Below are 20805 nucleotides of genomic sequence, written 5' to 3' on the forward strand. Positions count from 1 at the left end.
ATAGCGGAGACCCTCCAGTGATCATCGAACTGCACCTGCTTCAGTCCTTCCCCGTCAGCAACCTCAACCGCGACGATGTCGGTCAGCCCAAGACCGCCACGTTTGGCGGCCACACCCGCGGGCGGGTCTCCAGCCAATGCTTCAAACGCGCTACCCGCCAGCTGTTCAACGACTACGGACTCGAGAAGTCCGAAACCGCCGTCCGCACCAAGCGGCTACTCGACCACGCCGCCGCGGCTCTGGCCGAGAACGGACGTGACGCGGAACTCGCGGCTCAGGTCGTCGCCACCGGCTTGCAGCAACTCGGCTTCGGCGTGGACGAGAACACAAGGCTCACGGAGTACTTGCTGTTCGTCGGCCGGCACGCCATCGACCACCTGACGACCTACTGCGACGACAACTGGGACACCCTGCACGCCATCGCAGCCAAGAACAAGGCTGGTGCGGACAAGGTCAAAGACAGCAAGAAAACGGAGAACGGCGAGCCGAAGAAGGGAGGCAAGGTCGCCAAGCCGGACAAGGTGGCAGTAGAGCAAGCGCGCCGCATCCTCGATGCCAGCCGCGTCGCCGACGTCGCGCTCTTCGGACGCATGATCGCCGACAACAAGGACTTCAGCGTCGAAGCCGCGTCCCAGGTGGCCCACGCCATCAGCACCCACGCAGTGGTCAACGAGTTCGACTTCTACACCGCGGTCGACGACCTCAAGCCACGGGGGGAGTCTGGTGCCGACATGATCGGCACCATCGACTTCAACTCCGCCTGCTACTACCGCTACGCCAACCTCGACCTCAACCAGTTGGCGACAAACCTCGCCGATGACCAGGACCTGGTCCGCCGCACCGCACGTGCCTGGCTGTACTCCTTCATCCACGCCATGCCCACCGGCGCACAGAATTCCATGGCCGCCCGCACGATGCCTGACACGCTGCTCGGCGTCGTCCGCGACCGGGGCGCGTGGAACCTCGCCAACGCGTTCCAGGCTCCCGTAGTCGACGCCGACATTATGGCTGCCTCCACCGAGCGCCTGACCCAGCACTTCCACCGGCTACGTGGCTTCTACGGCAACAACGACCTCCGCACAGTTGCCGCAGCCTCGGTCACCGCTGAACTGCCGTACCTCGACGAAGGCGACATCGTCGCCAGTATCGACGCTTTCACCGACCGGATCCTCGCTGGGGCAACGGTCTGACAATGGTGACGTCACTGGCCCTGTGCTTCGACGCACCCATGCAATCCTGGGGAACCCGCTCACGGGGCGTCATCCGAGACACCACGTCGGAGCCCACCAAGTCCGGCGTTGTCGGATTGATCGCCGCCGCCCTCGGCATTTCGAGGGAGGACGATCACGCAATCGCGGAGCTCGCGCGGCTTCGACTCGCTGTAAGGGTCGACCGGGAAGGCATCCTCGAACGCGACTTTCACACCACACAGAATGTACCCACCACGAAGGGCACGGGGCACCGCACGGTCGTCAGCGAGCGCTACTACCTGGCCGATGCACTGTTCCTCGTTGTGCTTCAAGGAGACGAACGTCTGCTGTCGCGCATCGCTTCCGCAGTCGACCGGCCACACTGGCCGATTTTCTTCGGCCGACGAGCGTTCGTGCCGGCACGGCCGCTGCTTCCGCCAAGTGGAGGGCCAGTCGTGTCCACCGCGGAAGATTTGCTCGCGCGCGAGCCGTGGCTGGAGACGTCGAAGACCGTGCGGGACATCGAGCTCTCGAAAGGCGACCGCGTCGACCTGCGCACGGTCGTCGACTGTCCGGCGACAGACAAACGCGCCGAAGTCCGCCACGACCACCCCGTCAGCCTCGCCGAAGGCAGGCGCCGATTCGCCACCCGGACCGTGCTCGTCGAGCAAGTCAGCCTGACCGACAGCATGATCACCACCGGAGACTCCTCGTGTTCCTAAGTAAACTCACCATCAACGTGCGATCCCGTGAGTTCCGCCGCGACTACGCCAACATCCACGACATGCACCGCACCATCATGAGCGCCTATCCCGATGTCAGCGGCGAAACGCCCGCCCGGCTCGAGCACAAGATCCTCTGGCGCCTGGACGCCACCCAAAGCGGATACACCCAGTACGTCCAGAGCCACACAGAACCGGATTGGAGCCGACTGCCGGCCGGGCACCTCATGATGCCAGCCGAGGTACGACCGTTCGCACCGGTGATCTCGGCAATCGCTCCTGGCCGGAAGTTCTCGTTCCGCCTGCTCGCGAACCCGACCCGCAGCGCCCGCGTCGAGAACGGCCAGGACGTTCGCAAGCGCCGCGCACACACGACACCCGAAGCGCAGATCGAGTGGCTCATCAGCCGCGGCGAGCGTGATGGCTTCGTCATCCCCACAGCGCGCCGCGGCGAGCCTGACGTCGCACCATCGCCAGTTCCCACGCTGATCGGCCAGAAGAAGGACCAAGGCAAGATCACCGTGGTGCCGGTCCGGTTCGACGGACACCTGATCGTCACTGATGCCAAGGCGTTCACCGATGCGGTGATCAACGGCGTGGGACGGGCCAAGGCGTATGGGTGCGGCCTGATCAGCCTCGCGCCGGCTCGAACCGGCCGGTGAGCGAACAACTTACGATCTGGATCTGCTGAAGGCGAGTTCTCGTGCGATCAGGTGGGCTTGGCGCGAGGTCAGTCCGCCTTCTTCGAGTGTCAGGCGAACAGGCATGCAGTCTGTTCAACGGTGGACATTCACGGCCTCTCTCGCTGCCGTCGAATCGTTCGGCTGAACGGATCTCTGCGATCTTGTTGAGCGTCCACGCTGTCAAACGTCTTATCGCGGAGTGCGCCTGCTTTCCTGGCGTCACCTCGTATGTGCGAACAGAACCGGCGTGACGCTGGCGATGGCGGCAAGTGCGCCGGCGTCACCCCGGTAGGCATCGGTAGGCAATACGCCGACTGCGCAAGGTTCCGTAGCGCTGGGGTCGCGCCACGCGCGGGGAGAGCTGTGCCAACCGACTCCTGAACCCTACGCGCCAGGACCTTCCGTACGGAGAGAACCAGCGCATGGTCTGGAAGGTGTTGCGTCCTTCGGGACTACCCGCACTCGCCAGTAGAACGCGATGTGCCTTCAGTCGGTGCTGCTCTCGTGGGGACCATCTCTGCACGTGAGGAGAACATCGGTCGAAGTAGGGTCAGGCGCGCCCGAACGGATTACCCGCACGCGCGGGGAGAACGCGTCCTTACCCATGACGTTGATGGTTATGTCTGGAACATCCCCGCGCAGGAGAACGTCGGCCTTGGTCAGAAGCCGGAGATCGTGTCGCTACTTTCCCCTCACACGCCGCGGAGGATACGCGAAGAGCCTTGCCGTGCCGGCGCCCTGTACCACCCTCGTGCGTGGGGAGAATCTGATGCCCAACTTCGCAGACCAGTCCAAGGCGGGACCACCCCCGAGTGAGCGAGGAGAACCCGAACGTCGTCCATGTAGGCACGTGTCAGTCGGGACCACCTCCGCACATGCGGGGAAAACCAGGACCCCCGCGTTCCACACCGCTGGATCAAGGGAACCCCGCACACGCAGGGAAATGAAGGAATCGAGATGGCACCCTCGATCGCCATGGGATCACCCCCGCACGCGCAGGAGAACCCCGGTCTCCGGTTCGGCCTGGTACACCGAGACGGGACTACCCACGCATGCGCGGGACAACGCATCGATCTTCTTCGGTGAAGTGGCGTACTCCAGACCATCCCCGTACGTGCAGGTCGAACCCCACTGCTACCAGTAGATCGCGATGATTTCGGCGTCGATCAGGTTCTCCTCGCTCGGCTCCTGCTGCAGGGGATAGGTGTAGCTGCTTGGGTTGCTCAGCGTTCCGTCGACCAGGAGTTCTTGTCGGTGGCATGCCGCCGCGCGGAGCCGGGAATGCACTTCTGGCGACAGCGTGGCACCTGCCAGTTGCTCAACGTACTGCTTGATCGGGTTGAAGGCGCTCGGTGCGGTGCTGGCTGACTTGAAGACGTGCCGGTTGTCGTGCGCCAGCACAGAGAGCTGACTCACCTGCTCGGCATTCAGCGAGTAGTGCAGCTCCTCGGCGACGAGTTTCCCGTAGGTGTCCAGTGCGGCCGTGCGGCGCTCGTGGACGTGGGTTTCGGGGCTTGCGGTGCCGGAGAAGGCCGACACCGCGGTTCTTCCGAACGCAGCGAGCTTGCTGCTCAGGTCGGGGACGACCGTCCTCAGGGAGTTCCCCATCTTCAGCGGGTTCCAGCTCGTCGTGATTCCGGTGACGTTCAAGCGGCACAGCACGCGGAATCTGGACTGGGTGAACAGGACTCGGCGGATGTCTTTCCAATACAGGTCTCGCTGCGTGTCGCCCACGAGGTAGAGCGGTTGGGCGGTATAGCCCGAGTCCGTGTCGAGGTCGTCGAAGATGCTCTGGTGGACGATCTTGACGCCGTGTTCGGTGTCCACGGCGACGTAGTCGACGATGCGGCACTTCAACGGGATGAGGCCGACCATCATCTTCTCGATCAGGTTGTTGATCGCGATGAGCTCCTCCAGGAGCTCAGCCGACCCGAGCTGTGCGCGCAGGTCGGCGCTTTCGTCGGTGAGCTCTTTAAGCGTCACGAGGATGTTGCTGAGCTGGAAGATGGCGTCCGTCTCCAACTCGACCTCGATCTCGGCCAGCTGCCCGCGGGTCAGGCTGAAGGCCGGGATGAGACCCAGTATTTCTCCGCCGGATCGAGTTCCTCCGCGAGCACGCGCCCAGTGTCCTTCTTCGGCGGCCTCGTGGAGGTGGGGAGGTTGGCACGCATGAAGAGGTCGCCTTCCTCGAGTTCGAACAAGCGCCCGACCAACGCCTGCACGGTGGCCTTGCTGACCACCTGCGAGTTAGCACTTCGTGATGACTCGTACCGCGAGCCGACACGGCTCTTCAGCGGTCCGATGCCGACCTCGATCTGGCCGTTCACGTCGCCCTTGTAAGCGGAGCCCGCACTGTCCGTGAACTCGTGGGGGATCGCGCCGGTGCGGGCTGACAAGAGGCTGGTGACGCTCACCTCGTCGAGGTAGACGAACTCGCGCAGCTCGTTCTTGGTCTGCTGCGTCTGCGTTTCGGCCTTCCTCTCGCGGTGCTTCTTGAACCACTTCACTTGTCGGCCTCGGTCTTCGTGCTCGTCGACTGCTGAGTGGAGGCGATCGTGCTGCGGCGCTTCGCGGCCTGTTCGAAGCCGGCGAAGTAGTCCTCGGCCGTGATCGCATCGCGCCCGTCCTTGACCGCGAACAGTGCCGCATCGCTCCAGATGGCGGTGAGCTCTGCCGGCGACCAGCCGTTCGTCCGACCCGCGATGATGTCGTGGGGAAGGTCGCCGACCGTGTTGAGAGTGCGCGCACTGGTCATGAGGACGGCTTCGCGGTCGTCCCTGTCCGGGTTGGAGAAATGGATCTCCCAGTCGAACCGTCCAGGTCGGCGCAGAGCCACGTCGATGTCCTGAGGCCGGTTCGTCGTGGCGATCACTATGACGTTGGTCGTCTTGTCGAAGCCGTCCATCAAGGTCAGAAACTGGCCGACGAGACGTCGCGACGCCTCGTGCGACTCGTCGCTGCGCTGGGGCGCGACGCTGTCGATCTCGTCGAAGAAGATTATCGCGCGGTCCTTGGTGCGCGCGTCTTCGAAGATCGACCTGATGATCTCCTCGCTCTGGCCTACGTACTTGCTGATGATCTCCGGGCCGCTGATCTTGTAGAACACCGCGCCAGCCTGCTGGGCGATGATCCGTCCGAGCAGCGTCTTGCCGGTTCCAGAGGAGCCGGTGAACAGAACGCCCTTGATGGCACGTGCGCCGATCCTCTGAAGCTGGTTGTGGTACTGCAGCGGCAGCTCGATCAGGTCCCGCGTGCGGTTCTTGACCTCCTCGTAGCCACCGAAGTCCTCGTAAGTGAGGGTGCTGTCGGGCTCCTCGCGGAGTTTGCTCACGTCGAACGAGTCGCCGAGCGAGAACTCGTACTCCTTGAGCGGCTCGTCGGTGAGGAGCCGGGTGATGCCGAGTTCGCTGGAGCCCGCGACGGTGTTCCCCACGGCGATCTCCAGCTCTGCGGGCAAGGAGACCATCTTGAGACTGCCGTTGATGCTGACGATCGCCCCGTCCGCGAGCATGGCTCGGACGATCCCGACCCAAGGAGCGTCCGGCCACAGCTCACGTGGCGCGAAGCCGGCGAACTGGTAGCCGTTGTTGACGAAGACGAAGTCGCCCTCCTCAAGATCAACTGCTCGTGGCAGATCCTCCAAGATGAACAGCTGGCCGCCGAACAGTTCGAGGTAAGCGAGCCGCTCGTCTTCGTCGAAGTGCTTCACCTGGGCGACATGACGCTGGGGACCATTCTGGGAGGTCAAGCTCGACACCTTCCGTTCGAGCACGTGAGCTGCAATATGTATGTTAACGGTCAACGCGATGCCGCTACGGCGTCCCTCTGTGTTGAGGCGCTTCGCGACCGAGTCTCTGCCTCATCGGGCGTGCGCTGGGAAGACCACCTGAACCGGTAAGTGGCGTCATCCCACAAGAGCACCCCGCGTGCGCTGGAAACACCCGATCGAACCCGTCACCGTTCCGCTGAACGGAGCACTCCCGCGCACGGGGGAGAACCAGCCCTTCGCCGAGCAACGCTTGCGTCTGCGTGGACCACCCCCACATGTGCGGGGAGAACTGCTGAAGACACGGGACGTCGATGCACGGCTTGGGACCACCACCGCGTGCGCGGAGAGATGGCGCGCGCCGGGCAGGCTTCCGCGAGGAGGGGACCATCTCCGCGTGCCTGGAGAACGGCTTTGTACTTTCTTCGGCGTGTCGTTTGGCGAGACCGCCCCCGGCACGCGCGGGGAGAACCCGATCATGCTGGCGTGGCACGCCCAGGCCGACGGGCCACCCGCGCACGCGGGGGAGAACTCGTGCCCCCGCACGCGCCACGGAGAACATCTTCCTTGGAGCCCAACCATTTGTGCCTGGGACCACCCCCGCACATGCGGGGAGAAACTTGCCGCGGACGGCTGGCCAGTTGTCGATGTCGGGACCACCCCCGTACGCGCGGGGAGAACTGGGCCGGCGGAGGCATCGGCGGGCACAACCGGGGACCACCCCCGCGCACGGGGAGAACTTGAGCGCGGACACGATTCGGGTCGCGCCGTGGGACCCCGCTTGCACGGGGAGAGCGACGACCTCGTGCTCATCCGCGCCCAGCAAGGTAGACCGCCCCCGCATGCGCGGGGACACAGGTAGACCCGCTTCGCCATCAGGAAAGCTTGGGACCACCCCGCGCACGGGGAGAATGGCATCAGGCTCCGCAAGGGCGGGCATATCAAGGGGCCACCCCGCGCACGCGGGAGAGCACCTACGTGTGGATCTGAATGGTCTTGCTGTTGGGACCGCCCCTGGGTGACAGGGGAGAACGACGTCGCGCTGATCGCGCCATGGGTACTGCTGGGACCATCCCGCACGCACGGCGAGAACGCTTCATGAACGGCAAGATGCTCAGGTTGAGTGCGTCTTTCATTCAGTTGCACAGGTCGGCATGACCGAGACTCCGTGTGTGCGGGGAGAGCGAGAAGCGTGCCGACTGGATTGGCCAGGAAGTGGGACCACCCCCGCGTGCGCGGGGAGTACGACTGGAGTTCGCCCGGATACACGTAGCCGCGTAGACCGTCCCCGCGAGCGTGGAGAACACGGTTTTGTCGAGCGGCGCTCTTAGGAGCGGATCGGACCGCCCTGCGCTAGCGGGGAGAACCGGAACACGTACGAGGCGTGAATCTGGGAGGAGGGACCACCCCTGCGGTGCAGGGAGAATCTGCAGCGCAACCTGCACAGGCACTACAACGACAGACTACCCCGCATTTGCCGGGAGACCTTCGTGAACCTGTCAGTCAGCCTCCAGAACTGGGGACCACCCCGTGCACACGGGGAGAACGATCGATGAGGGCGTCGACACCGCGAAGGACGGACCACCCCCGCGGGTCCAGGGGAAAACATGCCGCAGTTGTAGACCGTCTCGATCACGAAGGGACCATCCCCATGTGTACAGGGAGAAGGTGGAGCGAATGGACGAAACTCGCGATGGGAGTGGGACCACCCCTCAAGTGTGGGGAGTGCTCGCGGACGCGGTGAGCGCAGCCGTGCGGTCGGGGTGCTCGTATTTGAGGCGGCTTGCCAGCCCGCTCTTGCTCAGTCGCCCGTCGGTTCATGCGGCCCTCGTCAGATGTTGGGTGCTGGTCCCGAATTCTACCGTGGCGTGGCCGCCAGACATGCCAACTCAGGGTCGTGTGGAACTGCGCGGGGTGCCGCGCGACGACACCGTCACCGATGCGCCCTCGCGGGCACGCCAAACCGTGTGGATGTGGTTCATGTCCGCTGCGTGTTGTCGTACTCGGCCAGCAAACGCGGCCCTGCGGCCGGTCGCAGTGCGGCTCGCTGCGCTCGACGGGCCTAGTCGATTGGCAGTGGCTTAGTTCATGCAAGTCCAGAAGAACTCGTAGCCCTCCTATTGTTGCGCCACCACGGTCTGTTGTAGGTCGCCAGGGGCGAAGGCTCGCCAGTTGTCCAGAAGCTGGGACAGGCTCGGGTAGGGAGCGTCGTCGTCGCAGGTGGGTTGATCCCATTCCAGCTGCGAGCCGCGCCTTGAGTGCCTGCGGTCCGGTCCAGCGCGGTGGTCATGTGCGGTCGGCGCCCTGACCGCATTGATATCCGCGACCGACTGAGTGACGGCCGAACCCACGAGCCTCGTCGCCTCGGGGAGCACCCAACGGGAGCAATCGGGGAGCAGAACCATGCGTTCAACGTTTCAGTACGGATTCCAACGAACTTGAACGGATCCGCGCTGACCTGCAAGAGTCGTTTTTCCGCAGGTCAGCGCGGGTTGGTGCGATAGCTCTCGGTGTAGTAGTCGTCGGTGCGACTGCGGTAGCCCTCGTGGTCGTCCGGGTCGTACTCCGGCGCGTTCTTGATCTGCTCCTTGGTGCGGTCGACGTGGACCTTGCGCTCCTCGTGGTCCACGTGCCGCACCGTGCCGACCGGGAGCACGACCCGGTGGCCGAAGATCCACGGTCCGGTGTCGACCATCAGGCAGTCGTGCGGCACCTTGGCGTTGTCCTGGTCGATCTTGCCGATGCCGCCGTCGGTCGCCTCGACGTCGTAGCCGATCAGTCCGGTGTCGGGGCGATCCGCGAGGTCCTGTTCCGGCTCATCGGCCCACGACGGATCGCGCCACACCCACGGCATGAACGGGACGGGTTGCATGTCGGCCTCCTTCAGTCCGGCATGGGGTACCCCGCTACGCCCTGTCGAGGAACTTCTTCATCATGCCGATCTGCGCGGTGCGGGACTTGTCGATCCGGTCCGCGAGATCCTTCACCTCCCGGTCGGCGCCGCTGCCCGTCTCCCACCGCGCCATCTGCACGGCGTCGTCCTGGTGGGCGATCATGACGTTGAGCAGCCGCTTGTCGAACTCCGAGCCGCGCAGCGCGGACAGCCTCGCGACCTCTTCGGGATCGGACTGCCGCATGCCGCCGTGGCCCGAGTGGGCATCCGGCGGTGCCGTCAAAGGCTCGCCCCACGACGTCAGCCAGTCCCGCATCGTGCCGGCCTCGGTCGCCTGGGTCTGCTCGATCGCGGCCGCGAGCATGCGCAGTTCCTCGTTGTGGGCACGGTCTTCGGCGAGCGCGACCATCTCCACTCCCTGCTGGTGATGCGGGAGCATCATCTGCAGGAACATCACGTCCAGCGGATCGCCGCGCAACACGGTGTCCGGCTGCGTGGTCGCGCAGCCGGACACCACGAAAGCGAGCGCCAGCAACAGGAACCGCATCAGAGGCGTCGCCACAGGGCGGGCGTGGCGGGCGGTTCCCACCCGGCGAGGGCGGTGTGCGCGAGCTGGCACTCGTAGTTCACGCCGTTGTAGGTGACGCGGTTGCCGATCGAGTAGGTCGTGCCCGCGGCCCACGTTCCACCGGCCGGCGGGGGAGTCGTGGTGGTCGTGGTCGGCGGGGGTGTGGTGGTCGTCGTGGTCGGGGGAGGCGTGCTGCCGCCGCCGAAGTCGACGTCCGAGCAGGTGTAGAAGGCCTCGTTGCTGCCGACCACGCGCTGCCAGATCGAATAGAGGACGTGGCGGCCGGAACGACCGGGGAGGTTCAGCGTCCAGTTCGTGAACGTGCTGGGGTTCTGGCCGTTGAACGTCTGCAGGTGCACGAGGTCCGACCAGCGCAGCGGCTGCGTCGGGTCCCAGCCGTCCCTGGTGAGGTAGAACTCGAAGTTGCTGTTCGAGTGCGGCGCCGACGCGTGGTAGGTCACCGTCAGCGGCCCGGCGGAGACCCGCTTGGCGGGCCAGTCGGCGCGTTGCAGGTCGAGTCCGCGGTACTTGTCGCGGCCCGCGCTGCACAGCTTGCCGTCCGGGATGAGCTGGCGGTGGCGCCCGCCGGCTTCGAGCAGCGACACCTCGTTCCAGTCGTAGTACGCCTGCGTGCCACCGGCGGCGACGGCCGCCTTGCACGCGTCGGACTTCGGGGTCTCGGGGCCCTCGTTCTTGCACGTGTAGACCCGGCTGGCCGGATCGGACATCGTGCCGTGGGCGACCGCGGGCGTCGTGGGGACGAGGAACGCGACGACCACCACGGCGGTGGACGTGAGGCTCGCCAGAGCAAGCCGAGTACGTGACTTCACAACGCCTCCTGGCAGGCGGAGGTGGCGAAGCACTTCCGCGAGGGAGGTGGTTCGCGTGACGGGTCGGCGGCCCTGTTCACAAGTGTAAACAAGTGGTTGAACCATTTCATTGGACCAACCGGACGAATCGCCCGTGGTTCACCGATGAGTTCTCGTCGCGCGACCGGTCCACCCTTTCAAGACGATGGGAAGGGTGGACCGCGTGGATCTGCACAGCGTGATGTGTGTGAGTGACCTGGCCAGGTCGCTGGAGTGGTACGAGGTGTTCTTCGGCCGCGGGGCGGACGAGGTCATCGGCGAGGAACACCTCTGGCAGGTCGGGGAGAACGCGTACATCGTGCTCGACGCCCGTGACGTGCGGTCGTCGCGCGTGGGCGGCTCGATGATCACGTTCGGGGTGGAGCTGAACGAGTTCGACGAGGCACTGGCCCGGCTCGCGGCCTTCGGCGTCGGCCATGAGCCCGTCGAGACGTACTCCAACGGCGTCCGGCACGTCGAGGTGCTCGATCCGGACGGCAACAGCCTGTCGCTGGCCGCGCTGCCCTCGGGTACGTCGTAGAGTCGGCGAGATGAGCGACGAGAACGTGCTGGGCCGCATCAACGAACTGGTCGACGAGGAGCACAAGTTGCGTCAGCAGCTCGCGTCCGGGGAGATCTCCACGGATGAGGAGCACGCCCGGCTGCGGTCTTTGGAAGAAGCCCTCGACCAGTGCTGGGACCTGCTGCGGCGCCGCCGGTCGGCCCGGTCGCTGGGCGGCGACGCGGAGGACGTCCCCGCCCGCACGGTCGGCGAGGTCGAGGGCTACCTGCAGTAGGTCAGTCCTCGGTGTCGCGGAAGATGATCCAGCGCATCGCGCTGTACATGAACGCGGCCTCGCACGCGCCGGCGACGATGCGGGACAGGTGGTACTGCAGGCCGATCTCGGTCAGCGCGCTGCCGACCCCGAGGATGAACGCCAGGTAGTTGATCGCGATCGCGACGGCGTACAGGCCCGCCTGCGGGCCGACCGGCGCGTGCGAGCGGAAGTTCAGCGCCCGGTTGAGCACGAAGCTCAGGCCGAACGCGAGCACGTAGGCGATCGTGAACGCGATCGGCACCGGCAGGCCGAGTCCACTGCGGAACAGCGTGAGCAGCAGCAGGTCGACGCCGAACGTGAACCCGTTGATCAGGGCGAACCCGAGGAAGCTCGGCGCCACGACGCGGGAGAGCCCGAACGGCAGCCACCTCACCACGACTTCCATCCGGTCGTGGAACCTCGCGCCGAGGTCTCTGCCGTCGTTCAGGGTGGTGCCGGTCATGGCACGACAGTGCCACGGCTGGGAGGGACGAAAGCGACGAAACGGCCCTTGATCGACAGGCCGTCCACAGGAGTTCAGCGGGCGTTCAGATGGTTGAACCGCCGCCAACGCGTGGGGCTCATCCCGTGCACCTTGCCGAACGTCCGCGCGAAGTAGCCGGCGTCCGGGATGCCCACGTCTCGCCCGATGTCGCCGACCGGCAGGTCCGTCCCGGCCAGCAGCCGCCGTGCCTGGACCATCCGGCGTTCGGTGATCCACTCCTGCACCGTGCGCCCGGTCCGCTTGCGCACCGTCGAGGTCAGGTGGCCGGGGGAGATGCTGACCGCGGCGGCGACCTCGCGCAGCGACAGCGGTTCCTGGTAACGCCGCTCGATCACGTCGAACACCTCGGCCAGCAGCGGCTCGGCGTTCTCGCGCAGGTCGCCGACGACGTCCGCGGCCAGCCTCGACACCCCGACCAGCAGCAGCGTCAGGTGCGCCGACACGGCTTCCCGGTAGCCGTCCTGGCGTCGCACGAGTTCCGCGTGCAGCGCCTCCACTCGGGCAGTCCACTCGGGTCGGTGCTCGACGGGGACCTTGAGCCGCAACGCACCCGTCGCGCCGCCGTGGACGAACGGGAACAGCAGCGGGTGCGTGCGCCACGCCAGGTGCGCGCCGGGAGTGTCCTGGCCGAGCGAGTCGGCGGTGAAGAAGACGCCCCAGCCCCGTGCGCCGAGGAGGTCGTCGCTGCGGGCCTGGCCCATCACGTCGCCGGGCGCGATGACGAACAGGTCGCCGGCCTCGACCTGCCTGACCTGACGGCCGTGCCGCACCACGCCGCCCGCCGTCTCGAAGTAGGCGAGGCCGGGGAAGTCGTGGGAGTGCGCCTCGTGCGAACCGTCGAAGTCCGCGCCGTGCCCGAGCCGCAGGGCCATGACGGGCAGGTCGCCGGGAGCGGGTTGCCAGGCGTACTTCGCGGGCCCGGAGCCCTTCATCGGTGTTCGGATGGCGCGCACCGTCAAATCGTCCCACTCAAACCGTGGATCGGCACAGAAATCCAGGTCTGAGGCCAGTCAGAATGAGTTCATGGCCGAAACATCGTCCCAAGAGCGTGACTACCTGCCCGGGATGGGCAAGCACTTCCTGCTGCCGTTCTACGACGTGCTGCACCGGGTGTCCGGCTTGTCCGCGATCCATCAGGAGATGGTCGAGGTGGCCGGACTGGGTGCCGGGCAACGAGTGCTCGACGTCGGCTGCGGCACCGGGAACCTGTTGCGCTCCACCGGAAAGCGTCATGGCGACGTCGAGCTCGTCGGCGTGGACCCCGATCTGAAGATGCTGGCGCGGGCCGAGCGCAAGCTGCGGCGGGCTGGGGTGAAGGCGAAGCTGGACCGGGGGTTCGCGCAGGAGCTGGCGTTCCCGGACGCCTCGTTCGACGTCGTCTTCTCGAGCCTGATGCTGCACCACCTCGACGGGCCTTCGAAGGGCGAGATGCTCGCCGAAGTGCGCCGCGTGCTGCGGCCCGGAGGCCTGCTCGTGCTCGCCGACATCGTGCATCACGGCCACGCGGCGAAGGGGATCGGCGAGGCCGGTTTCACCACGGAACCGACGAGGACGCGGAAGTTGCGGATGTTCGGGGAGATCGGGATCGAGGTCGCGAGAGTCCACTAGGGACAGGTCCATTGTCGACCGATTGAACGCGCATGATGTTTCTTTGCTGCCAACAGTTCCGATTGTTCACGAACTTGCCGGTTACCGTCGTGGGAGCGCGTTCTCCCATCTAAGCTCCGCGCCGTGACAGATGCGACGGGAAGCCTGGTGGCGCAGCGCTACCGGCTCGTTCAGGTGATCGGCGTCGGCGGCATGGGCCGGGTGTGGCTCGGCCGGGACGAGGTCATCGGCCGTGAGGTGGCCATCAAGGAGCTGCTGCTGCCGGTCGGGCTCGACCCGCAGCAGCGGGCGTTGCTGTGCCAGCGCGCCATGCGGGAGGCGCAGCTCGCCGGCCAGCTCAACCACCCCGGCATCGTCACCGTGCACGACGTCGTCGAGTACAACGGCACCCCGATGATCGTGATGGAGTACGTCCGGGGCGGCTCGCTGTCCGACGCCGTCAAGGCCCAGGGCGCGCTGCCGCCGGACCAGGTCGCCTACATCGCCACGTCGATGCTGAGCGCGCTGCGGGTGGCGCACCAGGCAGGGATCGTGCACCGCGATCTCAAGCCCGCCAACGTGTTGCTGTCCGGCGACCGGGTCGTCATCACCGACTTCGGCATCGCGCGGCTCACCGGCGACGTCCCGCTGACCACCGACGGCTCGATCGTCGGCACGCCCGCGTACATGGCGCCCGAGCAGGGCACCGGCGCGCCGATCACCCCGGCGACCGACATGTGGTCGCTCGGCGCCACCCTGTACGCCGCCGTGGAAGGCCGGCCGCCGTACCAGGGCAAGGACTTCATGACGACCCTGTCGATGCTGCTCACCCAGGACCCGCCGCCCCCGCAACGAGCAGGGCACCTCGCGTCGCTGCTGGGTGGGCTGCTGCGCAAGAACCCCGTCGACCGCGCCTCGGTCGACCAGGCGCTGGCGATGCTCGCGGGCGCACCCGTCGTGCTGCCGGTCGTGGCGAAGTCTGGCGGTGTCAGCAGACGCACGGCGTTGTTCGCCGGTGTCGGTGCGGTCGCGCTGATCGGCGGCGGCACCGCGTGGTGGATCGGCACGAGGAACAACGACGGTGGGGAGGCCGTACTGCCGTCCAACAACGACAACAAGGCGGCGTCCGACAAGGAGGGCGGCTCCGAGCAGTCGACGACGTCGTCGAAGGCCCAGCCGGGACGCCCGGAGGAGTTCACCGAGCACGTCCAGCTCGTCGATCACACGTACGCGATCGCCTCCGTCGCCTGGAGCCCGGACGGCAAGTTCCTGGCCAGCGCCCAGGACGGCCTGGGTGACGGCGGTGACACCGTCCGGATCTGGGACACCACGACCAACAAGGTCGTCGGCACCGTCCAACTCCCGGCCGGTCCCGGCGGCGCGGCGGCCACCGCTGTCGCGATCAGCCCGGACGGCAAGATCCTCGCGGCGGGCGGCAACCGCACCGGCGACTTCACCACGTACCTGTGGAACCTCGCCGACCGCACCATGATCGGCGGCCTCGACGAGAGCCGTTCGATCATGAAGAACCTGCGCTTCCACCCGGACGGCAAGACCCTCGCCGGCATCACCCACACCGGCCGCCTGCAGGTCTGGGACGTCGCGACGCGCAAGGTCAAGATCGGCCTGACCGAGGCCCAGGGCAGCAGCGAGCTCTCCTTCAGCCCGGACGGAAAACTCCTCGCCTACGCGGGCACCAAGTACCAGGAGATCAAGATCGTCGATCCGGCCACCGGCAAGACGGTCAAGACCATCAACGACTCGACCGGCGACGGCGGCACGTTCTCGCCCGACGGCAAGTCACTCGCGGTCATCGACGGCGACGGCACGAACGCGATGCAGCTCTGGGACGTCGAGTCGGGCCAGAGCAAGGCGGTGTTCCTGCGCGCGGACGACGGTCTGACGGTGTCGAGCGCGCTGTTCCACCCGGACGGCGACACGATCGCGGTCTGGGGGCAGGGCAACTTCGTCCAGCTGTGGGACGTGGAGACGAAGAAGATCCGCGCGACCGTGATCGGTGCGGCCGGGCAGATCCAGACGGTGGCGTTCTCGCCGGACGGCAAGCGGATCGCGGCGGGTGGCGACGACAAGACCGTCAGGATCTGGAAGTTGTGAGTGCGCGGAGCGTGATGCGCTCGTCACAAGTGGTGCGACTGAACGAAACGCGCAGTTCCTAGCGTCGAGATCCATGACCCTTGACGAGGTTGTGGAGCCCGCGCCGGTACGTGCGGCGTCCAAAGAGACGCTTGAGGACTACACCCTTCGGTTCGCACCCCGGACGTACCGGCGCTGGACGCCCGCCGTCGTCGGTGCGTCCGCGCTGGGCGGGATCGCCTACATGGCGGACTTCTCGATCGGTGCGGGCATCGGGCTCGCGCACGGCACCGGGAACGCGTTGCTGGCCATCGCGTTCGCGGCGATCGTCATCTTCGTGACCGGGTTCCCGCTGGCCTACTACGCGGCGCGGTACAACATCGACCTCGACCTGATCACGCGCGGATCAGGGTTCGGCTACTACGGCTCGGTCATCACGAGCGTGATCTTCGCGAGCTTCACGTTCATCTTCTTCGCGCTCGAAGGCTCGATCATGGCGCAGGGCCTGCGGTACGCGCTGGGGCTGCCGCTGTGGCTGGGGTATCTCGCGTCGACGTTGGTGATCATCCCGTTGGTGATCTACGGGATGAAGGTGCTCGCGAAGCTGCAGAGCTGGACGAACCCGTTGTGGCTGCTGCTGATGGTGGCGCCGCTGCTGTACCTGGTGATCGCGGACCCGGACTCGGTCAGCCGCTGGCTCGCCTACGGGGACACCGGCGTGAACACCGCGGCGGTGATGCTCGGCGCTGGCGTGTGCCTGTCGTTGATGGGGCAGATCGGCGAGCAGATCGACTACCTGCGGTTCATGCCGCCGCGCACCGCGGAGAACCGGCGGGCGTGGTGGACGTCGATGATCATGGCCGGACCGGGCTGGGTCGTGTTCGGCGCGCTGAAGCAGGCGATCGGCGCGTTCATGGCGGTCTACGTGCTCGACGCGGTCGGCAAGGTCGCCGCGGTGGAGCCGATCGAGCAGTTCACCGGGGTGTTCAAGCAGTTCATGCCGGCGTGGCTGGTGGTGCCGCTGGCGCTGGTGCTCGTGGTGCTGAGCCAGGTGAAGATCAACGTCACCAACGCCTACTCGGGGTCGCTGGCGTGGACGAACTCCTTCACCCGCGTCACGAAGCACTATCCGGGACGACTGGTGTTCGTGCTGGTCAACCTCGTGATCGCGTTGGTGCTGATGGAAGCGGACATGTTCAGCTTCCTCAACAACCTGCTGAGCTTCTACTCGAACTGTGCGATGGCGTGGGTCGTCACGGTCGCGGCGGACATCGCGATCAACAAGTACCTGCTGAAGCTCTCGCCCAAGCAACCGGAGTTCCGCCGCGGCATGCTGTTCGCGGTCAACCCGGTGGGCGTCGGGTCGTTCCTCGCCTCGTCGATCTGCTCCATCTCGGTCTACTTCGGACTGTTCGGCGCGGCGATCCAGCCCTACTCGCCACTGGTCGCGGTCGGCATCCCTATCGTGCTGACGCCGTTGCTCGCGGTGCTCACGCGCGGCCGGTTCTACCTGCGCCGCACGGACGACGGCATCGCGGAGCCGGTGCTCGACGAGGACGGCAACCCGAGCGGGACGCGGTACGAGTGCGTGGTGTGCACGGAGTCGTACGAGCGACCGGACATGACGGCCAGCGCTCTCGGCGGCGAGATCTGCTCACTGTGCCTGAGCACCGATCGTGACGGCCGCCACGTGCTTCCTGCTTCCTGACCGGCGTGGCTGCCCGGGCGAGGTCCGTTCCGATCAAGCAAACTGCACGTCATGCAGGAATGGGCCTTGCTCGCCGTCGCGGCCGTGCTGATCATCGTGGTGGTGTCGTACGCCGCGCCCAAACTGGGCGTGGCCGCACCCGTGCTGCTCGTGCTCGTCGGCATGGGCTGCAGCCAGCTGCCTGGAGCTCCGCACCTGTTCGTGGAGCCTGAGTGGATCCTCGTGATCGTGCTGCCGCCGATCCTGTACTCGGCGGCGGTGAACGTGCCGGTGGTCGACTTCAGACGCAACTTCGCGACCATCGGCGCGCTGTCGGTGCTGCTCGTGGTGGTGTCCGCGTTCGGCACGGGTCTGCTGATCTGGTGGCTGTTGCCCGAGATCGGCTTCGCGGCGGCGCTCGCCCTGGGCGCGGTGATCAGCCCGCCCGACGCGGTTGCCGCCACGTCGATCGGCAAGAAGCTCGGCCTGCCGCCCAGGCTCGTCACGATCCTCGAGGGCGAAGGCCTGGTCAACGACGCGACCGCGCTCGTGTTGCTGCGCACGGCCATCGTCGCGATCACGGCGAGCGTGTCGTTCGGCAGTGCGGTGGGCGACTTCGCGTACGCCGTGTCGGTGGGCGTGGTGATCGGCGCCGCGGTCGGCATCGTGTCGGTGTGGGCGCGGTCGAAGATCCAGGGCCAGCCGGTGCTCACGACCGCGATCTCGTACGTCGTCCCGTTCCTGGCGTTCATCCCGGCCGAGGAGGTGCACGCGTCCGGCGTGATCGCCGTCGTCGTGGCCGGTCTGATCACCGGGCACCAGAGCGCCAAGCGGTTCACCGCGCACGACCGCATCTCCGAACGCACCAACTGGCGCACGATCCAGCTGATCCTGGAGAACGGCGTCTTCCTGCTGGTGGGCTTCGAGCTCACGTCGGTCGTCGCCACCGTGGCGGACGACGACCTGGCGCGAACGCTGGTCATCGGCGCGCTGGCCACCGTGGCGCTGGTGCTGCTGCGCGTGGCGTTCACCATCCCGGTGATCGCCCTGCTGCGCCGCCAGCAACGCCGCGCGGACGCGTTCACCGGCAAGCTCGAGGCCTTCGCCGACCGGTTCGTCGCACGCGGCCCCAAGCCCGGCGAGGAGAAGCGGTACGACCGCGGAATCCGGATGCTGCAACGCAAACAGGCCGACGTGGCCTTCTACGCCACCGAGGGCCTGAGCTGGCGGGGCGGCGCGGTGCTCGCCTGGTCCGGCATGCGCGGCGTGGTGACGGTGGCGGCCGCTCAGACACTGCCGGAGGACCTGCCGTTCCGCAACGAGCTGATCCTGATCGCCTTCACGGTCGCGATCCTCACCCTGGTCGTGCAGGGCGGCTCGTTGCCGCTGGTGATCAGGTGGCTGGGCATCCGGGGCAACGACGAGGACCACGAACGCCGCGAGTACGCCCGGCTGGCGGGCGAACTGGTGACGGCGAGCCGGACGTTGCTGGAGAGCTCGACGTTGTGCCGCGAGAACGGTGAGCCGTTCGACGAGCACCTGCTGGAGCAGACGCTGGAACGCACGATCGCGATGAGCGAGGGCATCGAGAAGAAGTTCCTGGAGCAGGACCCGGACAAGTCGCTGCACCAGCGTTTCGAGCTGCAGCGGATGATGACGGACGCGCAGCAGAACGCCCTGCTGGACGCGCGTGCCGGGGGAACCTACGCCTCGCACACCCTGGAACGCGCGCAGACCTTCGTTGACAGCCAGAGCACCCGGTTCATGTGATCCGGCGGACGGCCCCGTCGGGCACTCGCGGGGGCAAAGGCTTGCGCGGCCGCTAGTTCCATGGCGGCCGAGGTGTCGTTGCTCCCGCGCCGTCTTCTGGTGCGGACGAAGAAGCTCAGCCCGATCACCGCCGGCATCAGGCTCACCGCCTAGATGAACGCCCAGTACGCCCATCCGCGGCTGAACTCCGCCTCCATGCGCGCCGCGTAGGTCCGAGATTCGGTCTCGAACTCGCCCGCCACGATCTTGTCGGTGCCGAGGCTTCCACCTTCCGAGCCTGCGGTCGAGCGCGAGGCCGAAAGCCACTGGGAGCTTGGCCGCTTCGCCGGCGCTCACCGAGGTCCCGTCGGTCACGTTCTGCGGCACCGCGGCACCGCGGCACCGCGGCGCCGAGTTCCGGAGGAAGTCTGACGCCGACGCTGAGGTTGAGGGAGTAGGTGTCGTTGGGAAACTGCGTTGGGTCGGCGTCGGCCGGTACGGAGGCGGTCACCTGGCGGGCGTCTTCCGGGCCGAACGGGTCCACGGCGTACGCAACCGGAAACGGCACCGTCGTCGATCCGAAGAGCGAGTTGGTCAGCGTCACGTTCAGCTTCGAGCTGGCGTACTCCTCGTTGAGAACGCCGTACTGCGCGACCGGTTTGCGCTCGGCCGGGTTGAAGGCGGTCGCGGTGACGATGAAACGCAGCGCGGGGACGCCGGCGTCGTACTCGTGGTCGTCGAGGGCGAGGTGGATTCCGGCCTCGGTGTGGTCGTTGTTCGTGAGGGGCAGCAGGGGGTCCCGACTTCGGCGACGAAGGCGATGCCGGCCAGTGTGGCCTCGACCGCGCGAACGAACGTAGGTCCCTGCACGTGATTTCACGTCGTGCCAAGGCAGTCCGGTGTTACTGGAACAGGTCGTTCCCGACCTTCGCCTGCACGTCCACGGTATTGCGCGGCGAAGCCCCGAGCGTCAACCGCGACACGATCCGATACCGGTCCCCCCGATAGATCGAGTGCACGTACTCCACTTGCCGCCCTTCGGCATCGGTCGTCAGCCGCTCGAACAGCAGAGCAGGCGCGAACACCGGTACTCCGAGCAATGCGGCCTCGGACTCGTTGACCACCGTGGGCTCGATCGACTGCACGGCCTCGGAAACGTGCACGCCGTGCTCGCGCAGCCGTTCGTAGAAGTCGCCGGACTCCATGTCGTGCAACGTCAACGAGGGCGCGACCAGCGCGGGTACGTGCAGGTACTCCAACGCCATCGGTTCGCCGTCGACCAGGCGCAGGCGGGCGATGTAGTGGATCTCGGCGGCGGGGGAGAGGTGCAGGCGGCGGCCCACTCGGGCGCCGGCCGGGATGCGGGCGTGTTCGAGCACCCGGGACGACCACGTGCCGCCTGCCTGGGGCAGGGACATGGATCCGGTGTCGGACACCATCTCCTGGGTGATCTTGGCGCGCGCGACGAAGGTGCCCCGGCCGTGCTGGCGGACGAGCAGGCCGGTGTTGACCAGTTCCTCCACGGCTGAGCGGACAGTGGGGCGTGAGACTGAGAGTTGCTGGCACAACACGCGTTCGGCGGGGATCGGGGCGCCCGCCGGGTGGGTCTCGATGAGCTCGAGCAGGTAGTCGCGGACCTGCTCGCGCTTGAGGATCGCTTCGGCCATGCCCCTCCGCTCGGTCGGCGGCCAGTAT

General features: G+C 66.7%; 18 protein-coding genes. 9 read left to right on the top strand and 9 right to left on the bottom strand.

Annotated features, from left to right (window positions below; genetic code table 11):
- Positions 1-17 precede the first annotated feature (17 nt).
- Genes cas7e through cas6e form a run of 3 tightly spaced genes read left to right on the top strand, consistent with a single transcriptional unit; the run spans position 18 to position 2574 of the window.
- On the top strand, positions 18-1190 hold the full coding sequence (cas7e, locus tag OG205_RS04670; RefSeq protein WP_330274994.1) for a type I-E CRISPR-associated protein Cas7/Cse4/CasC: 1173 nt from the start codon (positions 18-20) through the stop codon (positions 1188-1190).
- 2 nt (positions 1191-1192) lie between these two features.
- A complete protein-coding gene (gene cas5e / locus OG205_RS04675; protein WP_330274995.1) occupies positions 1193-1912 on the top strand; it encodes a type I-E CRISPR-associated protein Cas5/CasD in 720 nt (239 codons plus the stop codon).
- A 17-nt stretch (positions 1913-1929) separates the two neighbouring features.
- Positions 1930-2574 carry a type I-E CRISPR-associated protein Cas6/Cse3/CasE gene (cas6e, locus tag OG205_RS04680; protein ID WP_330274996.1) on the top strand — a complete coding sequence of 215 codons (645 nt, stop codon included), beginning with the start codon at positions 1930-1932 and terminating at the stop codon, positions 2572-2574.
- 1155 nt (positions 2575-3729) lie between these two features.
- Here cas6e and OG205_RS04685 read toward each other — a convergent pair.
- The 6 genes from OG205_RS04685 to OG205_RS04710 form a co-directional block, all read right to left on the bottom strand.
- The gene (locus OG205_RS04685; protein WP_330274997.1) at positions 3730-4617 is read right to left on the bottom strand and encodes a DUF6414 family protein; all 888 of its coding nucleotides are present in this window, start codon (positions 4615-4617) and stop codon (positions 3730-3732) included.
- Between the two features lie 32 nt (positions 4618-4649).
- Positions 4650-5102: a DUF6414 family protein gene (locus OG205_RS04690; RefSeq protein WP_330274998.1), complete on the bottom strand. Its 453-nt coding sequence runs from the start codon at positions 5100-5102 to the stop codon at positions 4650-4652.
- Positions 5099-6343 carry an ATP-binding protein gene (locus OG205_RS04695; RefSeq protein ID WP_330274999.1) on the bottom strand — a complete coding sequence of 415 codons (1245 nt, stop codon included), beginning with the start codon at positions 6341-6343 and terminating at the stop codon, positions 5099-5101. Before OG205_RS04695 ends, OG205_RS04690 begins: the two co-directional genes overlap by 4 nt.
- Positions 6344-8843: 2500 nt before the next feature.
- A complete protein-coding gene (locus OG205_RS04700) occupies positions 8844-9233 on the bottom strand; it encodes a PRC-barrel domain containing protein (RefSeq protein WP_330275000.1) in 390 nt (129 codons plus the stop codon).
- A gap of 34 nt (positions 9234-9267) precedes the next feature.
- Positions 9268-9816 (bottom strand): DUF305 domain-containing protein, encoded by a 549-nt coding sequence (locus OG205_RS04705; protein ID WP_330275001.1) that lies wholly within the window; start codon positions 9814-9816, stop codon positions 9268-9270.
- Positions 9801-10652: a lytic polysaccharide monooxygenase auxiliary activity family 9 protein gene (locus OG205_RS04710; RefSeq protein WP_330275002.1), complete on the bottom strand. Its 852-nt coding sequence runs from the start codon at positions 10650-10652 to the stop codon at positions 9801-9803. The genes OG205_RS04705 and OG205_RS04710 overlap by 16 nt, the downstream gene beginning before the upstream one ends.
- Positions 10653-10836: 184 nt before the next feature.
- Here OG205_RS04710 and OG205_RS04715 point away from each other — a divergent pair, with 184 nt between their 5' ends.
- Complete coding sequence (locus tag OG205_RS04715; RefSeq protein WP_330275003.1) at positions 10837-11211, top strand: VOC family protein; 375 nt, start codon at positions 10837-10839, stop codon at positions 11209-11211.
- Between the two features lie 10 nt (positions 11212-11221).
- Positions 11222-11467, top strand: coding sequence for a DUF2630 family protein (locus OG205_RS04720; protein ID WP_330275004.1), 246 nt, complete (start codon positions 11222-11224; stop codon positions 11465-11467).
- 1 nt (position 11468) lies between these two features.
- On the opposite strand, the gene OG205_RS04725 is transcribed toward OG205_RS04720, so the two are convergent.
- Both OG205_RS04725 and OG205_RS04730 read right to left on the bottom strand, forming a co-directional pair.
- A complete protein-coding gene (locus OG205_RS04725) occupies positions 11469-11951 on the bottom strand; it encodes a GtrA family protein (protein ID WP_442916740.1) in 483 nt (160 codons plus the stop codon).
- Positions 11952-12025: 74 nt separating this feature from the next.
- A complete protein-coding gene (locus OG205_RS04730) occupies positions 12026-12946 on the bottom strand; it encodes a helix-turn-helix transcriptional regulator (RefSeq protein ID WP_330275005.1) in 921 nt (306 codons plus the stop codon).
- 70 nt (positions 12947-13016) lie between these two features.
- Between OG205_RS04730 and OG205_RS04735 the strand changes: the two genes are divergently transcribed.
- The 4 genes from OG205_RS04735 (at position 13017) to OG205_RS04750 (ending at position 19131) form a co-directional block, all read left to right on the top strand.
- Positions 13017-13601, top strand: a complete 585-nt coding sequence (locus OG205_RS04735) for a class I SAM-dependent methyltransferase (RefSeq protein ID WP_330275006.1) — start codon at positions 13017-13019, stop codon at positions 13599-13601.
- A gap of 123 nt (positions 13602-13724) precedes the next feature.
- A complete protein-coding gene (locus tag OG205_RS04740) occupies positions 13725-15695 on the top strand; it encodes a WD40 repeat domain-containing serine/threonine protein kinase (RefSeq protein WP_330275007.1) in 1971 nt (656 codons plus the stop codon).
- Between the two features lie 73 nt (positions 15696-15768).
- The gene (locus OG205_RS04745; RefSeq protein WP_330275008.1) at positions 15769-17382 is read left to right on the top strand and encodes a purine-cytosine permease family protein; all 1614 of its coding nucleotides are present in this window, start codon (positions 15769-15771) and stop codon (positions 17380-17382) included.
- A gap of 51 nt (positions 17383-17433) precedes the next feature.
- Positions 17434-19131: a cation:proton antiporter gene (locus OG205_RS04750; RefSeq protein WP_330275009.1), complete on the top strand. Its 1698-nt coding sequence runs from the start codon at positions 17434-17436 to the stop codon at positions 19129-19131.
- 881 nt (positions 19132-20012) lie between these two features.
- Here the strand turns inward: OG205_RS04750 and OG205_RS04755 are convergent.
- Positions 20013-20777: a GntR family transcriptional regulator gene (locus tag OG205_RS04755; RefSeq protein WP_330275010.1), complete on the bottom strand. Its 765-nt coding sequence runs from the start codon at positions 20775-20777 to the stop codon at positions 20013-20015.
- Positions 20778-20805 lie beyond the last annotated feature (28 nt).

The sequence above is a fragment of the Lentzea sp. NBC_00516 genome, assembly GCF_036346835.1.
In the GTDB taxonomy this organism is placed as follows: domain Bacteria; phylum Actinomycetota; class Actinomycetes; order Mycobacteriales; family Pseudonocardiaceae; genus Lentzea; species Lentzea sokolovensis.